General features: G+C 71.8%; 16 protein-coding genes and 1 tRNA gene. 13 read left to right on the forward strand and 4 right to left on the reverse strand.

The annotated features are described in order from the left end of the window. Positions 1-83: 83 nt before the first annotated feature. The 6 genes from trpB (at position 84) to pyk (ending at position 10,868) form a co-directional block, all read left to right on the forward strand. Complete coding sequence (gene trpB, locus BCL65_RS15785; protein ID WP_106269527.1) at positions 84-1,355, forward strand: tryptophan synthase subunit beta; 1,272 nt, start codon at positions 84-86, stop codon at positions 1,353-1,355. Beyond that, positions 1,352-2,194: a tryptophan synthase subunit alpha gene (gene trpA, locus BCL65_RS15790; RefSeq protein ID WP_106269472.1), complete on the forward strand. Its 843-nt coding sequence runs from the start codon at positions 1,352-1,354 to the stop codon at positions 2,192-2,194. Before trpB ends, trpA begins: the two co-directional genes overlap by 4 nt. Further along, on the forward strand, positions 2,191-3,201 hold the full coding sequence (gene lgt, locus BCL65_RS15795; RefSeq protein ID WP_106269473.1) for a prolipoprotein diacylglyceryl transferase: 1,011 nt from the start codon (positions 2,191-2,193) through the stop codon (positions 3,199-3,201). Before trpA ends, lgt begins: the two co-directional genes overlap by 4 nt. Positions 3,202-3,323: 122 nt before the next feature. Next, the gene (gltB, locus tag BCL65_RS15800) at positions 3,324-7,892 is read left to right on the forward strand and encodes a glutamate synthase large subunit (RefSeq protein ID WP_106269474.1); all 4,569 of its coding nucleotides are present in this window, start codon (positions 3,324-3,326) and stop codon (positions 7,890-7,892) included. Continuing rightward, entirely contained in the window at positions 7,885-9,351 is a 1,467-nt protein-coding gene (locus BCL65_RS15805) for a glutamate synthase subunit beta (RefSeq protein WP_106269475.1), read from the forward strand. Before gltB ends, BCL65_RS15805 begins: the two co-directional genes overlap by 8 nt. 77 nt (positions 9,352-9,428) lie before the next feature. Further along, on the forward strand, positions 9,429-10,868 hold the full coding sequence (pyk, locus tag BCL65_RS15810) for a pyruvate kinase (RefSeq protein ID WP_106269476.1): 1,440 nt from the start codon (positions 9,429-9,431) through the stop codon (positions 10,866-10,868). Between the two features lie 93 nt (positions 10,869-10,961). On the opposite strand, the gene BCL65_RS15815 is transcribed toward pyk, so the two are convergent. Next, positions 10,962-11,035, reverse strand: a tRNA-Leu gene (locus tag BCL65_RS15815). Positions 11,036-11,168: 133 nt separating this feature from the next. Here BCL65_RS15815 and BCL65_RS15820 point away from each other — a divergent pair. Next, positions 11,169-11,834: an ANTAR domain-containing response regulator gene (locus BCL65_RS15820; RefSeq protein WP_106269477.1), complete on the forward strand. Its 666-nt coding sequence runs from the start codon at positions 11,169-11,171 to the stop codon at positions 11,832-11,834. Between the two features lie 109 nt (positions 11,835-11,943). Continuing rightward, positions 11,944-12,648, forward strand: coding sequence for a GNAT family N-acetyltransferase (locus BCL65_RS15825; RefSeq protein WP_125206568.1), 705 nt, complete (start codon positions 11,944-11,946; stop codon positions 12,646-12,648). Positions 12,649-12,697: 49 nt separating this feature from the next. Here the strand turns inward: BCL65_RS15825 and BCL65_RS15830 are convergent, their stop codons facing one another. Then, the gene (locus tag BCL65_RS15830; RefSeq protein ID WP_106269479.1) at positions 12,698-13,120 is read right to left on the reverse strand and encodes a hotdog fold thioesterase; all 423 of its coding nucleotides are present in this window, start codon (positions 13,118-13,120) and stop codon (positions 12,698-12,700) included. Between BCL65_RS15830 and polA the strand changes: the two genes are divergently transcribed. Continuing rightward, complete coding sequence (gene polA / locus BCL65_RS15835; RefSeq protein ID WP_106269480.1) at positions 13,119-15,833, forward strand: DNA polymerase I; 2,715 nt, start codon at positions 13,119-13,121, stop codon at positions 15,831-15,833. The two genes, BCL65_RS15830 and polA, sit on opposite strands and share 2 nt — an antisense overlap. Before the next feature lie 9 nt (positions 15,834-15,842). Here polA and BCL65_RS15840 read toward each other — a convergent pair whose 3' ends face one another. After that, a complete protein-coding gene (locus BCL65_RS15840) occupies positions 15,843-16,637 on the reverse strand; it encodes a class I SAM-dependent methyltransferase (RefSeq protein WP_106269481.1) in 795 nt (264 codons plus the stop codon). A 219-nt stretch (positions 16,638-16,856) separates the two neighbouring features. Here BCL65_RS15840 and rpsA point away from each other — a divergent pair, with 219 nt between their 5' ends. After that, the gene (gene rpsA / locus BCL65_RS15845; protein ID WP_106269482.1) at positions 16,857-18,359 is read left to right on the forward strand and encodes a 30S ribosomal protein S1; all 1,503 of its coding nucleotides are present in this window, start codon (positions 16,857-16,859) and stop codon (positions 18,357-18,359) included. An 80-nt stretch (positions 18,360-18,439) separates the two neighbouring features. Here rpsA and BCL65_RS15850 read toward each other — a convergent pair whose 3' ends face one another. After that, positions 18,440-20,368 carry an ABC transporter ATP-binding protein gene (locus BCL65_RS15850; RefSeq protein ID WP_106269483.1) on the reverse strand — a complete coding sequence of 643 codons (1,929 nt, stop codon included), beginning with the start codon at positions 20,366-20,368 and terminating at the stop codon, positions 18,440-18,442. Between the two features lie 34 nt (positions 20,369-20,402). On the opposite strand from BCL65_RS15850, the gene coaE reads away from it, so the two are divergent. From coaE to uvrB, 3 genes are all read left to right on the forward strand, one after another. Continuing rightward, the gene (coaE, locus tag BCL65_RS15855) at positions 20,403-21,041 is read left to right on the forward strand and encodes a dephospho-CoA kinase (protein ID WP_106269484.1); all 639 of its coding nucleotides are present in this window, start codon (positions 20,403-20,405) and stop codon (positions 21,039-21,041) included. Then, positions 21,038-21,667, forward strand: coding sequence for a pyroglutamyl-peptidase I family protein (locus tag BCL65_RS15860; RefSeq protein WP_106269485.1), 630 nt, complete (start codon positions 21,038-21,040; stop codon positions 21,665-21,667). Before coaE ends, BCL65_RS15860 begins: the two co-directional genes overlap by 4 nt. A 67-nt stretch (positions 21,668-21,734) precedes the next feature. Then, entirely contained in the window at positions 21,735-23,843 is a 2,109-nt protein-coding gene (gene uvrB, locus BCL65_RS15865) for an excinuclease ABC subunit UvrB (RefSeq protein ID WP_106269486.1), read from the forward strand. The last annotated feature ends 51 nt before the right edge of the window (positions 23,844-23,894 follow it).

Below are 23,894 nucleotides of genomic sequence, written 5' to 3' on the forward strand. Positions count from 1 at the left end.
GATCTGACACCCCCCGACGCCATGAAGGAGCGCCCGTGCCTGAGCAGCCCGAGCAGCCCGTGCGAGACGCGCTGACCGAGACACTGGCCGATCAGGTCGCCGAGAAGCTCGCCGACGTCCATGGTCCCTACTTCGGGCAGTTCGGCGGCCGGTACGTCCCGGAGGCGCTGATCGCCGCGCTCGACGAGCTGGAGGCGGAGTTCCGCAAGGCGCAGGGCGACCCGGGCTTCGCTGCCGAGCTGTCCCGCCTGCACCGCGACTACACCGGCCGCCCGTCCCCGCTGACCGAGGTGCCGCGGTTCGCGGCGCACATCGCCGGCCCGGGCGACGACGGCGCCGCACCGGTGCGGGTCTTCCTCAAGCGGGAGGACCTCAACCACACGGGGTCCCACAAGATCAACAACGTGCTCGGCCAGGCGTTGCTCGTCAAGCGGATGGGCAAGACGCGCGTCATCGCGGAGACGGGAGCCGGTCAGCACGGGGTCGCGACGGCGACGGCGGCCGCCCTCCTCGGCCTGGAGTGCGTCGTCTACATGGGCGAGGAGGACACGCGCCGCCAGGCGCTGAACGTCGCCCGCATGGAGCTCCTCGGCGCGACGGTCGTCCCCGTGACGGTCGGGACGCGCACCCTGAAGGACGCCATCAACGAGGCGCTGCGCGACTGGGTCACCAACGTCGACCACACCCACTATCTGCTCGGCACCGTGACGGGACCGCACCCGTTCCCGGAGATGGTGCGCGAGTTCCACCGGATCATCGGCGAGGAGGCGCGCGAGCAGATGCTCGAGCGCGTCGGCCGCCTGCCCGACGTCGTCGCGGCGTGCGTGGGCGGCGGGTCGAACGCCCTCGGCCTGTTCAACGCGTTCCTGGACGACGACGGTGTGGCGCTCTACGGGTTCGAGGCCGGGGGAGAGGGTATCGAGTCCGGCCGCCACGCGGCGCGGTTCTCCGGTGGTGCGCCCGGAGTGCTCCACGGCGCGCGGTCCTACCTGCTCCAGGACGACGACGGCCAGACCCGCCCGAGCCACTCGGTCTCGGCGGGGCTCGACTACCCGAGCGTCGGGCCGGCGCACTCCTGGCTGCACGACATCGGCCGGGCCGCCTACGAGCCCGTGACCGACGCCGAGGCGATGGAGGCCTTCCAGCTCCTGTGCCGGACGGAGGGGATCATCCCCGCGATCGAGTCGGCGCACGCGCTGGCCGGTGTGCTGCGCGTCGGCCGCCGGATCGTCGAGGACGGCGGGTCCGACCAGGTGCTGCTCGTCAACCTCTCGGGCCGGGGGGACAAGGACGTGGCCACGGCGGCCCGCTGGTTCGGCCTGCTCGATGGGGACGCGACGGAGGGGGACCAGTGAGCACGGCGACGACATCCAGGACCGCGGCGAGGCTCGACGAGCTCGCCGGGACAGGGCGCGCCGCGCTCGTCGGCTATCTTCCCGTCGGGTTCCCCGACGTCGCCCGCTCCGTCGAGGCCGTCACGACGATGGTCGACGCGGGGGTCGACGTCGTCGAGATCGGCGTGCCGTACACCGACCCGGTGATGGACGGGCCCGTCATCCAGCGTGCGGCCGAGGCCGCGTTGGCGGCCGGCGCCCGGGTCCGCGACGTGCTCACCGTGGTCGAGGCCGTCGCCGAGCACTCGGGCGGCACGGTGCCCGCGTTGGTCATGTCGTACTACAACCCCGTGCTGCGGTACGGGGTCGAGGCCTTCGCCCGCGACCTCGCCGCCGCGGGCGGTGCCGGGATGATCACGCCGGACCTCATCCCCGACGAAGCCGCCGAGTGGAGCGCGGCCGCCGACGAGCTGGGGCTCGACAAGGTCTACCTCGTCGCCCCGAGCTCGACCGCCGAGCGCCTGCACCTGACCGCCAGGGCCTCCCGCGGGTTCGTCTACGCCGCCTCGACGATGGGCGTCACGGGCACGCGCGAGTCCGTCGGGCTGGCCGCCGAGGAGCTGGTCACCGCGACCCGGTCCGCCGGCGCGGACCACGTGTGCGTGGGGCTCGGGGTCTCGACGGGCGAGCAGGCGGCCGAGGTCGGACGGTACGCCGACGGCGTCATCGTCGGGTCGGCACTGGTCCGCACGCTGTTGTCCGACGACCCCTGGACCGACCGGCTGGACGCCCTCGGTAGGGTGACCGGCGAGCTCGCGGCCGGAGTCGCGCGCGCCCGCACCACCGGAGGAGACTCGTGACCGTCCTCGGCCAGCTCGCGGCATCGATCCCGAGCCCCGACCAGCACACCTGGCACCTGGGCCCCGTGCCGATCCGCGCCTACGCCCTGGCGATCCTCGCGGGCATCGTCGTGGCGGTGTGGATGACCATGCGCCGGTGGAAGGCCCGCGGTGGTGACCCGGACGACGTCCTGGAGATCGCCTTCTGGGCCGTCCCGTTCGGGATCGTCGGCGGGCGGATCTACCACGTCGTCTCGACGCCGGACCCGTACTGGGGCGAGAACGGCGACCCGGTCAGCGCGCTGTACATCTGGGAGGGCGGACTCGGCATCTGGGGCGCTGTCGCGCTCGGCGCCGTCGGCGCCTGGATCGGCTGCCGCCGGCTGGGCGTGCGCCTGTCCACCTTCGCCGACGCCCTCGCCCCGGGCCTGCTCGTCGCGCAGGCGATCGGGCGGCTGGGCAACTGGTTCAACCAGGAGCTCTTCGGGGCACCGACCGAGCTGCCCTGGGGCCTCGAGATCGACGTGGCCTACCTGCCCGTCGACCCGGCCACGGGCCTGCAGTACGCCGAGGGAACACTGTTCCACCCGACGTTCCTGTACGAGATGCTCTGGAACCTCGCTGCCGCCGCTCTTCTCATCTGGCTCGACCGCCGGTACAGGCTCGGTCATGGGAGGGTATTCTGGGCCTACGTCGTGATCTACACCCTCGGCAGGGTGTGGATCGAGATGCTCCGCATCGACACCGCTGAGATGGTGCTCGGGATGCGGCTGAACGTATGGACCTCGCTCGTCGTGGGCCTCGGTGCCCTCGTCGCGTTCGTCGTCGTCGGCCGGTTGCATCCCGGTCGCGAGGACGGTGTCTCGCTGCCGGGCTCCACCGTGGAGCCGGACGCCGATGCGCAGACCGAGACCGACGGTGACCACGCAGGCACGGCCCAGGCCGTCGCCGACGAGGACACCACCGACACGACCGACACGGAAGCGTCGGCCGCCGGGCCCGACCAGGACCCGGCACCGCGCGCCTGAGGCACCGCCGACCGGGTCACCACCCGGAGAGCGTCGCCTGGCATGTCCGACGGGCCGACGACGTCCCGAACCACCCTTGAAGCAGACGCGCCCGCGTGCGGGCGCACAGGAGGACGGTGTTGATGACCACGCCGCAGCACTGGGTCGCGCCACCCGAGGCGCAGGGCCTCTACGACCCCGCGACGGAACACGACGCGTGTGGTGTCGCGTTCGTCGCGACCCTGCGCGGGACGCCCGGGCGCGACATCGTCGACGCAGGCCTCACCGCGCTGCTCAACCTCGACCACCGCGGTGCGGTCGGTGCGGAGGAGAACAGCGGTGACGGGGCAGGGATCCTCACCCAGATCCCCGACGCCTTCGTCCGTGACGTCGTCGCCGTGGAGCTGCCGCCCGCCGGGCGGTACGCCATCGGCATGGCGTTCCTCCCGCAGGACCGCGACGAGGCCGACGCCGTCGCACGCCGTTTCGAGGCGATCGCCGTCGAGGAGAAGCTCGACGTGCTCGCCTGGCGGGACGTGCCCGTGACCGCGGACCTCGTCGGGCCGACCGCGCGGGCCTCGATGCCGACCTTCCGTCAGGTCCTGGTGGCCGACCCTGCGCGCGAGCTGGCCGGGATCGAGCTGGACCGGCGCGCGTACCGGCTGCGCAAGCGGGCGGAGAACGAGCTGGGGCTCTTCCTGGCGTCCCTGTCGGCGCGCACGGTGACCTACAAGGGCATGCTCACCACGTCCCAGCTCGAGCCCTTCTTCCCCGACCTGTCGGACCCGCGGTACGCGTCGGAGATCGCGCTGGTCCACTCGCGCTTCTCCACCAACACGTTCCCGTCGTGGCCGCTGGCCCAGCCGTTCCGGATGATCGCGCACAACGGCGAGATCAACACGGTGCGCGGCAACCGCAACTGGATGGCGGCCCGTGAGGGCAACCTCGCCAGCGAGGCGCTCGGCGACCTCACGCCGCTCCTGCCCGTCTGCACGGCGGGCTCGAGCGACTCGGCGAGCTTCGACGAGGTGCTCGAGCTGCTGCACCTCTCGGGGCGCTCCCTGCCCCACTCGGTGCTCATGATGATCCCGGAGGCCTGGGAGAACCATGCCGAGATGGACCCGGCACGCCGTGCCTTCTACGAGTACCACGCGAACCTCATCGAGCCGTGGGACGGCCCCGCCTGCCTGACCTTCACGGACGGCACGCTGATCGGTGCCGTCCTCGACCGCAACGGTCTGCGACCCGGCCGGTACTGGGTCACGGAGGACGGCCTCGTCGTCCTCGGCTCCGAGGCCGGCGTGCTCGACCTGGACCCGGCGACGGTGGTCCGCAAGGGACGGCTCGAGCCCGGCCGCATGTTCCTGGTGGACACCGCGCAGGGGCGGATCGTCGAGGACGACGAGCTCAAGTCGCAGCTCGCCGCCCAGCGGCCGTACGCGCGGTGGGTCGAGGAGAACTCGATCTCCCTCGACTCCCTGCCGGAGCGGGAGCACGTCGCGCACTCGCCGGCCTCGGTGCAGCGCCGCCAGCGTGCCTTCGGGTACACCTCGGAGGAGCTCAAGGTCATCCTGACGCCCATGGCGAACAAGGCCATGGAGCCGCTGGGCGCGATGGGCTCGGACACCCCGGTCGCGGTGCTGTCCAGCCGCCCGCGCCTGCTGTTCGACTACTTCACGCAGATGTTCGCCCAGGTCACCAACCCGCCGCTCGACGCGATCCGCGAGGAGCTGGTGACCTCGATCGGCGGTGCCATCGGTCCGGAGCCGAACCTGCTCGACGACACCCCCCTGCACGCCCGCAAGCTCACGCTGCCCTTCCCCGTGCTGGACAACGACGAGCTCGCGAAGATCGTGCGCATCGACCGGGACGCCCGGCTGGAGGGCGAGTTCCGCGCCGCCATCGTCCGCGGTCTGTACGACGTCTCGGGTGGCGGGCAGGCCCTGCACGCCCGCCTCGAGGAGATCTTCGCCGAGATCGACGCCCAGATCGACTCCGGCGCGACCCACATCGTGCTGTCCGACCGCGACTCGGACGCCGAGCGGGCACCGATCCCGTCGCTGCTGCTCACCAGCGCGGTGCACCACCACCTGCTGCGCCGGCAGACGCGCACGAGGATCTCCCTCGTGGTGGAGGCGGGCGACGTGCGCGAGGTGCACCACGTCGCGCTGCTCATCGGCTACGGCGCGGCTGCCGTCAACCCCTATCTCGCCATGGAGACCGTCGAGGACCTGGCTCTGCGCGGCTACCTCGACGTCTCTCCGGAGGTCGCCGTGCGCAACCTCATCAAGGCGCTGGGCAAGGGCGTGCTGAAGGTGATGTCCAAGATGGGCATCTCGACGATCATGTCCTACCGCGGTGCGCAGGTCTTCGAGGCCGTCGGGCTCTCCCACGAGCTGGTGGAGGACTACTTCACGGGCACCACGAGCCGGCTCGGTGGCATCGGCCTGGACGTGATCGCCGCCGAGACCGCGGCGCGCCACACCGAGGCCTACCCGGCGTCGGGCAACCACGCCCCGCACGAGCGCCTCACCACGGGCGGCGAGTACCAGTGGCGGCGCGACGGCGAGGAGCACCTCTTCGACCCCGAGACCGTGTTCCGTCTGCAGCACGCCACGCGCACCGGCCGGATGGAGATCTTCCGCAAGTACACCCGTCGCGTCGACGAGCAGTCCGAGCGGCTGATGACGCTGCGCGGGCTCCTGCGCTTCAACCCCGACCGCGAGCCGATCCCGATCGACGAGGTCGAGCCGGTCAGCGAGATCGTCAAGCGGTTCAACACCGGTGCGATGTCCTACGGCGCCATCTCCCAGGAGATGCACGAGACGCTCGCCGTCGCGATGAACGAGCTGGAGGGCCGCTCGAACTCGGGGGAGGGCGGCGAGGACTCCGAGCGCCTCTACGACCCGCGGCGTCGTTCGCGCGTGAAGCAGATCGCCTCCGGTCGCTTCGGCGTGACCAGCGAGTACCTCACGCAGGCGGACGACATCCAGCTCAAGCTCGCCCAGGGCGCCAAGCCGGGCGAGGGCGGCCAGCTGCCCGGACCCAAGGTGTACCCGTGGGTGGCCAAGACCCGGCACTCGACGCCCGGCGTCGGCCTCATCTCGCCGCCGCCGCACCACGACATCTACTCCATCGAGGATCTTGCCCAGCTGATCCACGACGCCAAGAACGCGAACCCGAGCGCCCGCATCCACGTCAAGCTCGTCTCCGAGTTCGGCGTGGGCACGGTCGCGACGGGCGTGTCCAAGGCGCACGCCGACGTCGTCCTCATCTCGGGGCACGACGGCGGCACGGGAGCCAGCCCGCTGACGTCGCTCAAGCACGCCGGCACGCCGTGGGAGATCGGCCTGGCCGAGACCCAGCAGACGCTCGTGCTCAACAACCTGCGCGACCGCATCACCGTCCAGGTCGACGGTCAGATGAAGACCGGCCGGGACGTGGTCGTCGCCGCGTTGCTCGGCGCGGAGGAGTTCGGCTTCGCGACGGCGCCGATGGTGGTCTCGGGCTGCATCATGATGCGCGTGTGCCACCTGGACACCTGCCCGGTCGGCGTGGCCACGCAGAACCCGGAGCTGCGCAGCCGGTTCACCGGCAAGCCCGAGTTCGTCGTCAACTTCTTCGAGTTCATCGCGACCGAGGTGCGCGAGCACCTCGCCTCCCTGGGCTACCGGTCCGTCGAGGAGGCGGTCGGTCAGGTCCAGGCGCTCGACACGCGCAAGGCGGTCGACCACTGGAAGGCCGAGGGCCTCGACCTGGCGCCGGTGCTCGAACGCGTCGAGCACCCGGCCGGTTCGGCCCTGCACCGCACCCGTGCGCAGGACCACGGTCTGGACAAGGCGCTGGACCAGCACCTCATCGCTCAGGCCCGAGCGGCGCTCGAGGACGCCCAGCCGGTGCGGATCGAGGTCCCGGTCCGCAACGTCAACCGCACGGTCGGCACGATGCTCGGCCACGAGGTGACCAAGCGGTACCGCGGGGCCGGTCTGCCCGACGACACGATCGACGTGACGCTGACCGGTTCCGCCGGCCAGTCCTTCGGGGCGTTCATCCCTCGTGGGGTGACCCTGCGGCTCTTCGGCGACGCGAACGACTACGTCGGCAAGGGGCTCTCCGGGGGTCGGATCGTGGTGCGGCCCGACCGCGCTGCCGTGCTCGACGGCGCCGCGAACGTCATCGCGGGCAACGTCATCGGCTACGGCGCGACGAGCGGCGAGGTGCTGCTGCGCGGCCGCGTCGGTGAGCGGTTCGGCGTCCGCAACTCCGGGGCGACCCTGGTCGTCGAGGGCGTGGGCGACCACGGCTGCGAGTACATGACCGGCGGCGAGGTGGTCGTGCTCGGTCCGACCGGCCGCAACTTCGGGGCCGGGATGTCCGGGGGCGTGGCCTACGTGCTGAACCTGCGCGACGGCGCCATGAACTCGGCGTCGGTCGCGTCCGGCGAGCTGGTGGTGGGGCCCCTCGAGGACGACGACTGGTCCCGCGTGCAGGAGCTGCTGACGAAGCACCACGAGGAGACCGGCTCGCCCGTCGCGGCCGAGCTGCTGGCGGACGAGGGCACGCGTGAGCGCTTCTCGCGGATCCTCCCGCCGGCCTGGGCGAACGTCCGCGCGGCACTGGCCGACGCGGAGTCCGCCGGAACGCCCCTGGGCGAGGGCGACGACTTCGATCCCTCCCTCTGGGAGCACATCATGGAGGTGGCACGTGGCTGACCCGCGCGGATTCCTGAAGGTCCGGGAGCGCGAGCTCCCGCCGAACCGTCCCGTCGAGGTGCGCCTGCGCGACTGGAAGGACGTGCACGCCCACCTCCAGGAGGGCCAGCCGTTCCTCAAGGAGCAGGCCGGCCGCTGCATGGACTGCGGCGTCCCGTTCTGCCACCAGGGGTGCCCGCTCGGGAACCTCATCCCCGAGTGGAACGACCTCGTCCGCCAGGACCAGTGGGCCGACGCGATCGAGCGGCTGCATGCGACGAACAACTTCCCGGAGTTCACGGGCCGGGTGTGCCCCGCCCCGTGCGAGACCAGCTGTGTGCTGGGCATCAACCAGCCGGCCGTGACGATCAAGAACATCGAGGTCTCGATCATCGACGAGGCCTTCGAGCGCGGGCTGGTCACGCCGCAGGTGCCGCAGCGGCTCACCGGGTCGACCGTCGCCGTCGTGGGCTCGGGTCCGGCCGGTCTGGCCGTCGCGCAGCAGCTCACCCGTGCCGGCCACACCGTGGTCGTCTACGAGCGGGACGACGCGATCGGTGGTCTGCTGCGCTACGGCATCCCGGACTTCAAGCTCGAGAAGACGCACATCGAGCGTCGGCTCGCCCAGATGGAGGCCGAGGGCACCCGGTTCCGTGCCGGGGTGGAGATCGGCAAGGACATCACGTGGGACGCGCTGCGCCGTCGGTTCGACGCCGTCGTGGTGGCCACGGGTGCGACCGTGCCCCGCGGCCTGCCGGTCCCGGGCCACGAGCTGTCCGGCGTGCTCCCGGCGATGGACTTCCTGACGCCGTCGAACAAGGCGGCCGCGGGCCGCCCCGTCGAGGGCGCGCCGAGCGCCCGGGGCAAGCACGTCGTCGTCATCGGCGGTGGTGACACCGGCTCGGACTGCGTCGGCACGTCGTTGCGCCAGGGCGCGGAGAGCGTGTCGACGCTCGCGATCGGCAAGAAGCCGCCGTCGGAGCGCCAGCCGCACCAGCCGTGGCCCACGGACCCCATCCTCTACGAGGTCTCGACCTCGTACGAGGAGGGCGGCGAGCGGACCTTCCTGGCCTCGACCGTGGAGTTCGTCGGCGACGAGAACGGCGCGGTCCGGGCCCTGAAGGTCGCCGAGACGGAGTACCTGGCCGACGGTCGGCGCGTGCCGAAGCCCGGCACGGAGCGCGAGATCCCGGCGGACCTGGTCCTGATCGCGATGGGCTTCACCGGGCCGGAGACGGACCAGCTGGTCGAGCAGACCGGTATCGAGACCACGAGCCGCGGCCTGGTGCGCCGCGGTGACGACTACGCGACCACACTCCCGGGCGTCTTCGTGGCCGGCGACGCCGGCCGCGGTCAGTCGCTCATCGTGTGGGCGATCGCCGAGGGGCGGGCGGCCGCGGCCGCCGTGGACACGTTCCTCCAGGGGAGCACCGAGCTGCCGGCCCCCGTGGGCCCGCGCACCGTTGCCCTGAGAGAATGAGCACGAACCCGGGCGTCGTGTGGCGTCCGGGACGGCCCCGGTCGGTACCGGGGCAGTACGACGACGAGGCTGGAGACATGCGCAGAGCGAAGATCGTGTGCACCATCGGACCCGCGACAGCATCACCGGAGAAGCTCCGGGAGCTGGTCGACGCGGGTATGGACGTGGCCCGGATCAACCGGAGCCACGGCGAGCAGTCGGAGCACGAGGCCGTCTATCACGGTGTGCGCGCGGCGGCGAAGGACGCGGGGCGCAACGTCGCCGTCCTGGTCGACCTGCAGGGACCCAAGATCCGGCTGGGCCGGTTCGGCGGCGACGAGAAGCACTTCCTGAACGAGGGCGACACCCTCACCATCACGACCGAGGACGTCGTGGGCACCCGTGAGCTGGTCTCGACCACGCACAAGGGCCTGCCGCAGGACGCCCGCGTGGGCGACCCGATCCTCATCGACGACGGCAAGGTGCGCGTGCGCGTCACCGCGGTGGAAGGCCCCCGTGTCGTCACCACCGTCGAGGTGCCGGGCCCGGTGTCCAACAACAAGGGGCTCAACCTTCCCGGCGTGGCCGTCTCGGTCCCGGCCCTGAGCGAGAAGGACACCGACGACCTGCGCTGGGCGCTGCGCATGGGCGCGGACATCATCGCCCTGTCGTTCGTCCGCAACGCGGCCGACTACGAGGACGTCCGCAAGATCATGGACGCCGAGGGCCGTGTCGTCCCCGTCGTCGCGAAGATCGAGAAGCCGCAGGCTGTGGACAACCTCGAGGAGGTCATCGCGGCGTTCGACGGCTTCATGGTGGCCCGTGGGGACCTGGCGGTCGAGATGCCGCTGGAGCAGGTCCCGCTGGTCCAGAAGCGCATCGTGGAGCTCGCGCGCCAGAACGCGAAGCCGGTCATCGTGGCGACGCAGGTGCTCGAGTCGATGACCACGAGCCCGCGTCCGACGCGCGCCGAGGCCTCCGACTGCGCCAACGCGGTGCTCGACGGTGCCGACGCGGTCATGCTGTCGGGCGAGACGTCCGTCGGCGACTACCCCATCCTCACGGTGCAGACGATGGCTTCGATCATCGAGGCCACGGAGGAGATGGGGCGTGAGCGCATCGCCCCGCTCGGCTCCGCGCCGCACACCCGTGGCGGGATCATCACGCGGGCGGCAGCGGAGATCGGCAACTCGCTCGGCGTGAAGTACCTGGTGACGTTCACGCAGTCCGGTGACTCGGCCAAGCGCATGTCGCGCCTGCGCTCGGGCATCCCGCTGCTCGCCTTCACCCCGGAGGAGTCGGTGCGCAACGTGCTGGCGCTCACCTGGGGCACCACCACGTACGCGGTGCCGGAGGTCGGTTCGGTCGACGCGATGGTCGGGCAGGTCGACCAGACCCTGCAGGCCAACGGCCTGGCCGAGGTCGGGGACCGCGTAGTCATCGTCTCGGGCGCCCCGGTCGGGGTGCCGGGTACGACGAACTCGATCCTCGTGCACAAGGTGGGCAGCCACAGCGACGGCGGCGCGCTGAGCGTCTGACCCGCTCCGGTCCGACCGGCGGTGCCGGTGGACCGGCACCGAGGAGACCACGAGAGCCCGGACCGCTGCTGCGGTCCGGGCTCTCGTGCTGCGTGCCCCGGGCGGGATTCGAACCCGCACTGGATCGGGTTTGAGCCGATTGCCTCTGCCGGTTGGGCTACCGGGGCGCGGGCGGCAGCGGCCTTATCGAACCACACCGTCCTGCCCGGTGCCCAACCGGCCGCGACCTGGTACGGGTGCGCACGGTCACACCGCGGCGTGCGGGGCAAAAGCGCCCGACCGGTGCCCACGGGGTCTACGATGGTCCCTGTGACCGACGAGAAGCTGCCGCTCGACCTGCCCCCGCTGATCGACGCTGAGCCGGAGGCGTCGCCTCCCGAGCCCCCGGCGAAGCCCTCACGGCGGGCCGTGGTCGCCGAGGACGAGGCGCTGATCCGCATGGACGTCGTGGAGACGCTGCGCGAGGCGGGCTTCGACGTCGTGGGCGAGGCCGGCGACGGTGAGACGGCCGTCAGCCTGGCCACGGAGCTCAAGCCCGACGTCGTCGTCATGGACGTCAAGATGCCCGAGCTGGACGGCATCTCGGCGGCCGAGCGGATCGGCAAGGCGCACGCGGCGCCGGTCGTGCTGCTCACCGCGTTCTCGCAGACCGAGCTCGTCGAGCGCGCGCGCGACGCGGGCGCCATGGCCTACGTCGTCAAGCCCTTCACCCCGGCGGACCTGCTGCCCGCGGTCGAGATCGCGATCTCCCGCTACCAGCAGATCGGTGCGCTGGAGTCGGAGGTGGCGGACCTCCAGGAGCGTTTCGAGACCCGCAAGCGGGTGGACCGGGCCAAGGGCCTGCTGATGACGAAGATGGGCCTGAGCGAGCCGGAGTCGTTCCGCTGGATCCAGAAGACCTCGATGGACCGGCGGCTCACCATGCGCGAGGTGGCGGACGCCGTCATCGACCAGGTGGGCGCCTGAGACAGACGTTGTGCGACTCCCTGGTGACGGCTATCGTCGCCAGGGAGTCGTGATCTTTTCGTGACCTTTCCGCTCGGAGAAGACGTACGGAGTGTCGGAGGGAGAGTCGATGCGTGCAGCGGTCACAGTTCGCCCCGCGACGGAGGACGACCTGCTGGAGGTCGCCGAGCTGGCGGCGAGCGTCGCCCCGGACGGCACGACGACGGCCGCCGCCGACCCGGGCAGGCTCTGTGAGCACCTCAGCGTCCTGCTGGCCGCCGGGGGAGAGGTCCTGGTGGCGGTCGAGGACGGCGCGGTCGTGGGCTTCCTCCTGGTCCGCGTGCTCGGCCCGCGCTTCTACGCACTGACTCCGAGCCTCTACGTCGACGCGATCCTCGTCGCGCCCCGGACCCGTCGGCACGGCGTCGGTCGGTCCCTGCTCGTCGCTGCGCTCGACCTCGCTGCCGAGGCCGGCGCGGAGAACATCTACTGCGCACCCGCGCCCGGCGCCCGGGAGATGCACCGGTTCCTGGCCCGGCTCGGGTTCGCCCCCGCTGCCGGGCACCGCGTCGTCGCGGTGCCGGTGCTGGAGCGGCGTCTGGCGCAGGGAGCGTCGCCCGGTGCCACGGTCGTCCGTCGTCGCGACGGCGGACGCCGCCGTCGCGACGCGACCCGTGCGGCGATCGAGGACCTGGTGGCGCGCCGGCGTCGCGCTCGTGAGGCCGGTCTGCCCACCGGGCCCGTGGACCTGCGCGCCTTCCAGGTGGAGCACGCCGCGGCCGAGGCGGCCCATCGGGCCGGGACCGAGGCCGAGCAGACGTCCAACGCCTCCTGACGTCCCCCGTCGCGTGGCGGGTCCCGGTCTCCCGAGGACCGCTCGCCGCTCAGCCGGCGTCGAGCAGCATGCAGGTGAGCCGCGCCGTCGCCACGCGCCGCTCGTCGTCGTCGGTGACGACGATCTCGTAGGCTGCGGTCGACCGTCCGAGGTGCAGCGCCGTCGCGACCCCGTGGACCTGTCCGCTGCGCACGCCACGGTGGTGCGTGACGTTGAGCTCGAGCCCGACGGCTGCCCGTCCGGGTCCGGCGTGGCTCTGCGCCGCCACGGATCCGAGCGTCTCGGCGAGCGAGGCGGTCGCGCCGCCGTGCAGCAGTCCGGCCGGCTGCGTGTTGCCGGCCACCGGCATGGTGCCCCGCGTCGTGCCGGCGCTCACCTCGGTCAGCACGATGCCGGTGCGCTCGATGAGCGTCCCGGCGGCCGCCCGCTGCCACCCCGCCGCGTCCTGGGGGAAGGAGTCCGTGTCAGTCATGGACGATAGGTTGGCACCCGTGACGACCTCAGCGCGAACCGGTGGCCGACTGCTCCTCATCGACGGCCACTCGATGGCCTACCGGGCGTTCTACGCCCTGCCCGACACGCTGGTGACCTCCAGCGGTCAGGTGACCAACGCCGTGTACGGCTTCTTCTCGATGCTGACGAACCTGCTGCGCGACGAGGAGCCGACGCACCTCGCGGTCGCGTTCGACGCCGGGCGCGTGACGTTCCGCACCGAGCGGTTCGCCGAGTACAAGGGCAACCGCGACGCCACGCCCGAGGTCTTCCGTGGCCAGGTCCCCCTCATCAAGGAGGTCCTCGAGGCGCTGCGCGTGCCGGCGCTGCAGCGCGACGGCATCGAGGCGGACGACATCCTGGCGACCCTGGCGCGCCAGGGCGCCGAGGCCGGGCTGGAGGTCCTGGTCTGCTCGGGAGACCGTGACGCGCTGCAGCTGGTCACCGACGGCGTCACGGTGCTGTACCCGAAGAAGGGCGTCTCGGAGCTCGCGCGGATGACGCCGGAGGCGGTGGAGGAGAAGTACAAGGTCCGCCCGGAGCGCTACCCCGACCTGGCCGCGCTCGTGGGTGAGACGAGCGACAACCTGCCCGGCGTCCCCGGTGTGGGCCCCGGTGTCGCGGCCAAGTGGATCACGCAGTTCGGGGACCTGGACTCGCTGCTGGAGCGTCAGGGGGAGGTCACCGGCAAGCGTGGTGAGGCGCTCCGGGAGCACGCGGCCCAGGTGCGCCTCAACCGCGAGCTCAACGCCCTGCTGACGGACGTCGACCTGCCGCTCGCGATCGAGGACCTCGCCGTCGTGGGCTTCGACCGCGAGGCCGTCCACAGCGTCTCCGACGCCCTGCAGTTCGGTGCGCTGCGCGACCGGCTCCTCGCGGTCGACCCGGCGGGTGGCGACCAGGAGCAGGTGGCCGCGCCCGGAGTCGCCGTCACCCTGCACGACGGGCCCCTCGCCGACTGGCTCGCCCAGCACGCCGGCGTCGTCCTGGGCCTCGACGTGACCGGGGTGGCCCGACCGGCGCGGGCCGACGCGTGGCAGCTGGCCGTCGCGACCGGCGGGACGGACGGGACGGCGAGCGCCGTCGTGCTCGACCTGGCGGAGCTGGACGCTGCCGACGAGCGCGCGCTCACCGACTGGCTCGCCGACCCCTCCGCCCCGAAGGCCGTGCACGGGGCCAAGGCCGCCTGGCACATGCTCGCCGCGCGTGGTCTCGCGCTCGACGGCGTCGTCTGGGACACCGAGCTGGCCGCCTACCTCTGCTACCCCGACCAGCGAGGGTACGACCTCGCCGACCTGGTGGTCCGGCACCTGCACCGCGAGCTCGCCGTCGCGGACGACGCGGCCCAGGGTGCCCTCGACCTCGACCTCTCCGAGGGCACGGCGCCGGGGGGCGAGGCCGCGGCCCGCGCGGTCGCCGTCGTCGACCTCGCAGACGCCCTGGCGGACGGGCTGGACGACCGGGGTGCGCGCAGCCTGCTCGACGACGTCGAGATGCCGTTGTCGAACGTGCTGGCGCGGATGGAGGACACCGGAATCGCGGCGGACACCGCGTTCCTCACGGAGCTCGAGCAGCACTTCGCGGACGCTGTCTCGCGGTCGGCCGCGGAGGCGTACGACGTCATCGGTCGCGAGGTCAACCTGGGCAGCCCGAAGCAGCTCCAGGAGGTCCTGTTCGACCAGCTGGGCATGCCGCGGACGAAGAAGATCAAGACCGGCTACACCACGGACGCCGCCTCCCTGCAGGATCTCTTCACCAAGACCGAGCACCCGTTCCTGGCGCACCTGCTGGCACACCGCGACGCAGCCAAGCTGCGGACCACCGTGGAGGGTCTGCTGAAGTCCGTGCAGCCGGACGGACGGATCCACACGACGTTCCAGCAGACGATCGCCGCGACGGGTCGGCTCAGCTCGACGGACCCGAACCTGCAGAACATCCCGATCCGGACGGAGTCGGGCCGGCGGATCCGCCGGGCGTTCCGGGTGGGCGAGGGCCACGAGGTCCTCCTGACCGCCGACTACAGCCAGATCGAGATGCGGATCATGGCCCACCTCTCGGGGGACGAGGGCCTCATCGCCGCGTTCCGCTCGGGCGAGGACCTGCACCGCTACGTCGGGTCGCGCGTCTTCGACGTCGCACCGGCCGACGTCACGGCCGAGATGCGCGCGAAGGTCAAGGCGATGAGCTACGGGCTCGCCTACGGGCTGAGCGCCTTCGGCCTCTCCCAGCAGCTCAACATCGCCACCGGCGAGGCGCAGGGGCTGATGGACGACTACTTCACGCGTTTCGGGGGAGTGCGCGACTACCTGGCGGGGATCGTGGAGGAGGCGCGCGCCACCGGGTACACCGCCACCATCCTGGGGCGTCGGCGCTACCTCCCGGACCTGACGAGCGACAACCGGCAACGTCGTCAGATGGCGGAGCGGATGGCTCTCAACGCACCGATCCAGGGCAGCGCGGCCGACATCATCAAGCTCGCCATGCTGGGGGTGCAGCGCGAGCTCGACGACCGTGGACTGGCGTCGAGGCTGCTGCTGCAGGTGCACGACGAGCTCGTGGTCGAGGTCGCCCCCGGGGAGCGGGAGGCTGCCGAGGAGGTCCTGCGCACGAAGATGGGGGCCGCCTACGCGCTCGACGTGCCGCTCGACGTCTCGGTCGGTACGGGCGAGACCTGGCACGACGCCGGTCACTGACGTGCCGGGTCAGTCCTTGGTGGTGACGAACACCGCCGTGCCGGGCAGGTACGCGCCGCGGACGGGTCCCCACCCGCCCCAGCTCTGCCTGTTCCAGGCGGGCCACTCGGGCTCGACGACGTCGCGCAGGCGCAGGCCGGCCGCCACGACGTCCCGCACGTGGTCGCCCACCGTCCGGTGGTGCTCGGCATAGACGACGTGGCCCGACGCGTCGGCCTCGACGTACGGGCGCCGGTCGAAGTACGACCGGTGCGCGGTCAGCCCGTCGGGCCCCGGGTCGTCAGGGAAGGCCCAGCGCAGGGGGTGCGTCACGGAGAACACCCACCTGCCGCCCGGCCGCAGCACGCGCGCGGCCTCCGCGTGCACGCGGTCCGCGTCGGGGACGAAGGGGATCGCGCCGAACGAGGTGAAGACGACGTCGAAGGTCTCGTCGGCGAAGGGCAGCGCCCGGGCGTCCGCCTCCACCGTCGGCACACGGGTCCCGGCGCGGGCGTCCAGGCGGGCCGCGGCGTCCATCATCGCGGGTGCCACGTCGGTCGCGACGACGCGCGCGCCCTGCCGGGCGAGCCAGCGCGAGCAGTGTGCCGCGCCGGCGCCCACCTCCAGGACGTCGGCGCCCCGCACCTCGCCGAGCAGCCCTGCCTCCGACTCGGCGAGCCCCTCCGGGCCCCACCGGAACCCGGCGTCGCCGAGGAAGGTGCCGTGCTCGTCGAGGTACTCGTCGGCGTGGCGGTCCCACCACGCGCGGGCGGCGCCGCCGTCGTCCTCGGGTGCGTCTCGGTAGCCGAACCAGGTCGCGGTCACGTCCCCATGGTGTCACCCGACATCTCGGCCGGTGACAGGGGTCTCAGGGCGTCGCTGCCGTCGGCGTTGACCCCTCCATACTGCACGGATAGGATGGCTCGCGGTGCAGTGCGCCGTGAGTCCGCCGGTCTGGCCGACGGTCGCCCGACAGCCGCACAGTACACCTGCACCACGACCCCTGTCCGCACTATGCCCTGTCCGCATCGGAGCAACTACTCAATGACCATCTCCACCACGAAGTCCGCCCCGCAGGTCGCCGTCAACGACATCGGCACCGAGGAAGACTTCCTTGCCGCCGTCGACGCCACCATCAAGTACTTCAACGATGGTGACATCGTCGAAGGCACGATCGTCAAGGTCGACCGCGACGAGGTCCTCCTCGACATCGGCTACAAGACGGAGGGCGTGATCCCGTCCCGGGAGCTCTCCATCAAGCACGACGTGGACCCGGGCGAGGTCGTCACCGTCGGTGACGCCGTCGAGGCTCTCGTCCTCCAGAAGGAGGACAAGGAGGGTCGCCTGATCCTGTCCAAGAAGCGCGCACAGTACGAGCGCGCCTGGGGCACGATCGAGAAGATCAAGGAGGAGGACGGCGTCGTCACCGGCACCGTCATCGAGGTCGTCAAGGGTGGCCTCATCCTCGACATCGGCCTGCGCGGCTTCCTCCCCGCCTCCCTGGTGGAGATGCGCCGCGTCCGCGACCTCGCGCCGTACGTCGGCAAGGAGATCGAGGCCAAGATCATCGAGCTCGACAAGAACCGCAACAACGTGGTCCTGTCGCGCCGCGCCTGGCTCGAGCAGACGCAGTCCGAGGTCCGTTCCACCTTCCTGCAGACCCTGCAGAAGGGCCAGGTCCGCCCCGGTGTCGTCTCCTCCATCGTCAACTTCGGTGCGTTCGTCGACCTGGGTGGCGTGGACGGCCTCGTGCACGTCTCCGAGCTCTCCTGGAAGCACATCGACCACCCCTCCGAGGTCGTCGAGGTCGGTCAGGAGGTCACGGTCGAGGTGCTCGACGTCGACTTCGACCGCGAGCGGGTCTCCCTGTCGCTGAAGGCGACGCAGGAGGACCCGTGGCAGACCTTCGCCCGCACGCACGCCATCGGCCAGGTCGTGCCCGGCAAGGTCACCAAGCTCGTGCCGTTCGGCGCGTTCGTGCGCGTCGAGGACGGCATCGAGGGCCTCGTGCACATCTCGGAGCTGGCCGTGCGCCACGTCGAGCTGCCCGAGCAGGTCGTCCAGGTGGGTGCCGAGGTCTTCGTCAAGGTCATCGACATCGACCTCGAGCGTCGCCGCATCTCGCTGTCGCTCAAGCAGGCCAACGAGGGCATGGACCCGGAGTCCGAGGACTTCGACCCCGCGCTCTACGGCATGGCGGCCGACTACGACGAGAACGGGGAGTACAAGTACCCCGAGGGCTTCGACCCCGAGACGAACGAGTGGCTCGAGGGCTTCGAGACGCAGCGTGAGGCCTGGGAGGCGGAGTACGCCAAGGCGCACGCCCGCTGGGAGTCGCACCGCGAGCAGGTCCGCGCCGCGCTGTCGGCCGACGCCGACGCCGCGGCCGGGGACGTCGTCTCCGGCGGTTCGAGCAGCAGCTCGTCCTCGTCGTCCTCCTCGTCGTCCTACTCCTCCGCTGCCCCCGTGCAGGAGGAGGAGACCGGCGGCACGCTGGCTTCGGACGAGGCGCTCGCCGCGCTCCGTGAGAAGCTGACCGGCAACTGAGCCGACGGTCGCCGGCCCGCTGAGGGTCGTCGACCAGGACGAAGGCCCGCCACCCCCCGGGGTGGCGGGCCTTCGTCTCGTCAGGAGCCGGACCGGTCGGCGTCGAGGTCGGCGAACTGGGTCCGGTACAGCTCGGCGTAGAGCCCGCTCGACGCGAGGAGCTCGGCGTGCGTACCCCGCTCGACGACGACACCGTCGTCGAGCACCACGATCGAGTCGGCGGCCCGCACGGTGGAGAGCCGGTGCGCGATGACCAGCGAGGTGCGGCCCGCCAGCGCCTCGTCGAGCGCCGCCTGCACGGCCGCCTCGGACTCGGAGTCGAGGTGCGCGGTCGCCTCGTCGAGCACGACGACGTCCGGCGCCTTGAGCAGGAGCCTGGCGATCGCCAGCCGCTGGCGCTCACCACCCGAGAGACGGTACCCGCGGTCGCCGACGACCGTCTCCAGGCCCTCGGGCATCCGGGCCACGAGGTCGCCGATCCGGGCCTGCTCGAGGGCGTGCCAGAGCTGGTCGTCGGTCGCGTCGTGGCGGGCGAACCGCAGGTTGCCCGCCACCGTGTCGTGGAACAGGTGGGCTTCCTGCGACACCACGCCCACCGTCTCGCGGAGGGAGGCGGCGGTGACGTCCCGGAGGTCCTGACCGGCGATGCGCACCGCCCCGGTCGTCGGGTCGTACAGGCGGACCACGAGCTGGGAGAGGGTCGTCTTGCCCGCCCCGGACGGTCCCACGAGGGCGACCATCGAGCCGGCGGGCACCGAGAACGACACGTCGTGCAGCGTGGCACCGACGGGGTCCTTGCGGACCGTGGCGACGGACTCGAGCGAGGCGAGCGAGATCTCGTCGGCCCGCGGGTAGCGGAACGTCACGGCGTCCAGCTCGATGCCCGCCCCGTGGGTGGCCACGGCCGCCCGGAGGTCGTGTGCATCAGGCTTCTCCGCCACCGTGGGCTCGAGGTCGAGGACCTCGAGCACCCGCTCGAAGCTCACGAGCGCCGTCATCACGTCGACCTGCACGTTCGACATGGCGGTCAGGGGGCCGTAGAGCCGTCCGAGGTAGGCGGTGAGCGCGACGATCGTGCCGACGGTGAGCTGACCGGCGATCGCCTGCACGCCGCCGACCCCGTAGACGACGGCGATGGCGACGGAGGCGAGCGTCGTCAGACCGACGCGGAACCAGGTCGAGTACAGGGCTCGTGCGACGCCGACGTCACGCAACGCCCGCGCTTGCTCGGCGTAGCGGGCGGCCTCGCGCTCCGGGTCGCCGAACACCTTGGCCAGGTGGGCCCCGGCGACGTTGAACCGCTCGTTCATCAGCTGTCCGGCGTCGGCGTCGAGCTCGTAGCCGCGGTGCGCCAGGGCGGCGATCCGTCGGCCGAACCAGCGGGCGGGCAGGACGAACGCCGGCAGGAGAGCCAGGGCCAGCAGCGTGAGGCTCCACGACATCGCGAACATCGCCGCGAGGGTGAAGACGATCGTGAGGCCGTTGGAGACGACCGTCTGCAGGGTGGACGTGAAGGCCTGCTGCGCTCCGAGCACGTCCCCGTTGAGCCGTTGCACGAGCGCCCCGGTCCGTGCGCGGGAGAAGAAGGCCAGCGGCATGCGCTGGACGTGGTCGTAGACGCCGGTGCGCAGGTCGACGATGAGCTCCTCGCCGACGACCGCCGACACCCACCGCTCGGCGAGCGTCAGCACAGCGGTCAGGAGGGCGAGGCCGGCCGCCGCCGCCGCCATGGCCAGCACGACGTCGCGCTGCCCGTCGCCGATGCCGACGTCGATGAGGCGGCGGAAGAGCAGCGGGACCGCCGCGCCGGCTGCCGCTCCCACGAGGAGCAGGAGCACGAAGAGCGCCAGTCGGCCCCGGTAGGGACGGGCGAAGGCCAGGATGCGGCGCAGGGTCTCGCGGGGGAGCCGGCGCCGGCGCACCGACGCGTCCTGCAGGTAGGACCGCATCGGCCCGCCCATCCCGGCTCCACCGGGCCGTCCACCGGGTGCTCGCCCGCCCATGCTCATGGCGTGAAGCCTACGGCGAGGGCAGGATGTACCCATGTTCCGCATGGGTCTCACCGGTGGCATCGCCGCAGGCAAGTCCGTCGTCTCCCGTCGTCTCGACGAGCTGGGCGCGGTGGTCGTGGACTACGACGTGCTGGCGCGCGAGGCGGTCGGGCCGGGCTCCGTGGGGCTCGCCGAGGTGGTCGAGGCGTTCGGCGACCAGGTGCTGGCCGACGACGGTTCGCTGGACCGGCCCGCTCTCGGACGGCTGGTGTTCGCCGACCGTGGTGCACGGAGCCGGCTCGAGGGGATCGTGCACCCGCAGGTGCGCCGTCTGGCGGCCGAGCGCGAGGCCGCAGCGGGCGCCGCCGACCCGCGTGCCGTCGTCGTGCACGACGTCCCGCTGCTCGTCGAGACCGGCCAGGCGGACCGCTACCACCTCGTGGCGGTGGTCGACGCGCCGGCGGAGCAGCGCGTGCGGCGGCTGGTGACCGGCCGGTCGCTGACGGAGGCGGAGGCCCGTGCGCGCGTCGAGGCGCAGGCGGGCGACGACGAGCGTCGGGCCGTGGCCGACGTCCTGCTCGACGGGACCGGTACGGAGGCCGGCCTGAGGGCGCAGGTGGACGAGCTGTGGGCCCGGGTGGCGACGGAGGTCGCGCAGGAGCTGGACGCCGAGGAGGACGAGCGCGCGTGAAGGTCCTCGTCACGGGGTTCGAGCCCTTCGACGGCGCGGCGGTCAACGAGTCGTGGGAGGCCGTGCGGTGCCTCCGGGCGGCGTGGGCCGACGAGCAGCGCGCGGAGGAGCTGGTCGTCGCCCGGCTGCCGGTCTCCTTCCGGGGCGCCCCCGCGCTCCTGCACCGGCTGCTCGCCGAGCACTCCCCGCAGGTCGTCGTGTGCGTGGGTCTCGCGGCAGGCTCACGCGCCGTGCGGCTCGAACGGGTCGCGGTCAACGTCGTCGACGCCCGGATCCCGGACGCCGCAGGGCGGGCACCGGTCGACGAGCCGGTCGTCGCCGACGGCCCGGTCGCCTACCTGAGCTCGCTGCCCCTGAAGGCGGCCCTGGCGTCCGTGCGCGGGACCGGCGTCCCCGTCGCCGTCAGCAACACGGCCGGCACCTACGTCTGCAACGCCACGTTCTACGCGCTCGCGCACGCGCTGGCGGCCACGGACGTGCGGGCTGGTTTCGTGCACGTGCCCGCGGCCGACGTCGTCCCGGTGGCCGGGTCGGCGCGCGCCCTCGCAGCGGTCGTGCGCACGGCGGCCGACCACCGCGCCGGACGGATCGACGACCTCGTCCTGGCGGCCGGTACCGAGCACTGACCTGACTGAACTGGTCGGGCCCGCACGTCCCGAGGCGATTGTCGGTGGCCCGGCCTACCGTGGGGGCATGCGACCCGTGACCGACCTGCAGCGCACCGTTGCTCCCTTCGAGGTGATCTCCGAGTTCGAGCCCAGCGGCGACCAGCCGGCCGCGATCGGCGCGCTCTCCGAGCGGATCCAGGCAGGCGAGAAGGACGTCGTCCTGCTGGGCGCCACGGGTACCGGCAAGAGCGCGACCACCGCCTGGCTCATCGAGAAGCTGCAGCGTCCGACGCTCATCATGGCGCCGAACAAGACGCTCGCGGCGCAGCTCGCCACGGAGTTCCGTGAGCTGCTGCCGAACAACGCCGTCGAGTACTTCGTGTCCTACTACGACTACTACCAGCCCGAGGCGTACATCGCCCAGACGGACACCTACATCGAGAAGGACTCCTCGATCAACGACGAGGTGGAGCGGCTGCGGCACTCGGCGACGTCGAACCTGCTGACCCGTCGCGACACCGTCGTGGTGGCGTCCGTGTCGTGCATCTACGGCCTGGGTACACCGCAGGAGTACGTCGACCGGATGGTGCGGCTCGAGGTGGGGGACGTCGTCGACCGCGACGAGATGCTGCGCAAGTTCGTGCAGATGCAGTACTCGCGCAACGACATGGCGTTCACCCGCGGGACGTTCCGCGTGCGGGGCGACACCGTGGAGATCATCCCGGTGTACGAGGAGCTGGCCGTGCGCATCGAGATGTTCGGCGACGAGATCGAGTCGATCCAGACGCTGCACCCCCTCACGGGTGACGTGATCCGTACGGAACAGAGCGTGTACCTCTTCCCGGCGACGCACTACGTGGCGGGGCCGGAGCGGATGGAGCGCGCGATCGGCAGCATCGAGGCGGAGCTCGAGACGCGCCTGGCCGAGCTGGAGCAGCAGAACAAGCTGCTCGAGGCTCAGCGGCTGCGGATGCGCACCAGCTACGACATCGAGATGATGCGCTCGATCGGGACCTGCAACGGCATCGAGAACTACTCACGTCACATCGACGGCCGCGAGGGGGGCACCCCGCCGAACACGCTGCTCGACTACTTCCCCGAGGACTTCCTGCTCGTCATCGACGAGTCGCACGTGACCGTCCCGCAGATCGGGGCGATGTTCGAGGGCGACATGTCGCGCAAGCGGTCGCTGGTGGACCACGGGTTCCGCCTTCCCAGCGCCATGGACAACCGGCCGCTGCGCTGGGAGGAGTTCGTGGAACGCATCGGGCAGACTGTCTACCTCTCGGCGACCCCCGGCGACTACGAGCTGTCGATGTCCGACGGCGTCGTCGAGCAGATCATCCGGCCCACCGGCCTCGTCGACCCGGAGGTGGTGGTCAAGCCCACGACCGGCCAGATCGACGACCTGCTGGGCGAGATCCGCGACCGCGTGGAGCGCAACGAGCGGGTGCTGGTCACGACCCTGACCAAGAAGATGGCCGAGGACCTCACCGACTACCTGCTGGGCAAGGACGTGCGGGTGCGCTACCTGCACTCCGAGGTCGACACCCTGCGCCGCGTCGAGCTGCTCCGTGAGCTGCGCATGGGGGAGTACGACGTGCTGGTGGGCATCAACCTCCTGCGCGAGGGCCTGGACCTGCCGGAGGTCTCGCTGGTGGCGATCCTCGACGCCGACAAGGAGGGCTTCCTGCGCTCCGAGCGCTCCCTGATCCAGACGATCGGCCGCGCTGCCCGCAACGTCACCGGTCAGGTGCACATGTACGCCGACAAGATCACCCCGGCGATGCGGTTCGCGCTCGACGAGACCGACCGACGTCGGGAGAAGCAGAAGGCCTACAACGCCGAGCGGGGGATCGACCCCCAGCCGTTGCGCAAGCGGATCGCGGACGTCACGGACATGCTGGCCCGGGAGGACATCGACACGGCCGAGCTGCTGGCGGGAGGCTACCGCCGGGCAGCAGGGGACAGCCGCGGCAAGGCGCCCGTGCCCGGATCGCCGAAGGAGGCCTCGACGTCGGGCAACCGCCTGGCCGGGCTGGCGGGCGACGAGCTCGCCGAGCTGATCCAGGAGCTCAGCGACCAGATGCACGCCGCCGCCGCCGAGCTGCAGTTCGAGGTGGCGGCACGCCTGCGCGACGAGATCGGCGGGCTCAAGAAGGAGCTGCGCCAGATGCGGGCGGCCACGGGCTGACGCCGGGGGTCCGGCGCGTGCCCGCGCCCCGGACCCCGGGCCGCCCGCCCA

Origin of the sequence: Isoptericola halotolerans, assembly GCF_003003075.1 — a bacterium.
Lineage (GTDB): Bacteria > Actinomycetota > Actinomycetes > Actinomycetales > Cellulomonadaceae > Isoptericola > Isoptericola halotolerans_A.

Excerpts from the sequence above, each read along its gene's own strand:
- BCL65_RS15820 (WP_106269477.1), top strand. The coding sequence starts at position 11,169 with ATGGTCCCTGTGACCGACGAGAAGCTGCCGCTCGACCTGCCCCCGCTG.
- pyk (WP_106269476.1), top strand. The coding sequence starts at position 9,429 with ATGCGCAGAGCGAAGATCGTGTGCACCATCGGACCCGCGACAGCATCA.
- BCL65_RS15830 (WP_106269479.1), bottom strand. The coding sequence starts at position 13,120 with ATGACTGACACGGACTCCTTCCCCCAGGACGCGGCGGGGTGGCAGCGG.
- BCL65_RS15825 (WP_125206568.1), top strand. The coding sequence starts at position 11,944 with ATGCGTGCAGCGGTCACAGTTCGCCCCGCGACGGAGGACGACCTGCTG.
- coaE (WP_106269484.1), top strand. The coding sequence starts at position 20,403 with ATGTTCCGCATGGGTCTCACCGGTGGCATCGCCGCAGGCAAGTCCGTC.
- gltB (WP_106269474.1), top strand. The coding sequence starts at position 3,324 with ATGACCACGCCGCAGCACTGGGTCGCGCCACCCGAGGCGCAGGGCCTC.
- polA (WP_106269480.1), top strand. The coding sequence starts at position 13,119 with ATGGACGATAGGTTGGCACCCGTGACGACCTCAGCGCGAACCGGTGGC.
- BCL65_RS15850 (WP_106269483.1), bottom strand. The coding sequence starts at position 20,368 with ATGAGCATGGGCGGGCGAGCACCCGGTGGACGGCCCGGTGGAGCCGGG.
- uvrB (WP_106269486.1), top strand. The coding sequence starts at position 21,735 with ATGCGACCCGTGACCGACCTGCAGCGCACCGTTGCTCCCTTCGAGGTG.
- rpsA (WP_106269482.1), top strand. The coding sequence starts at position 16,857 with ATGACCATCTCCACCACGAAGTCCGCCCCGCAGGTCGCCGTCAACGAC.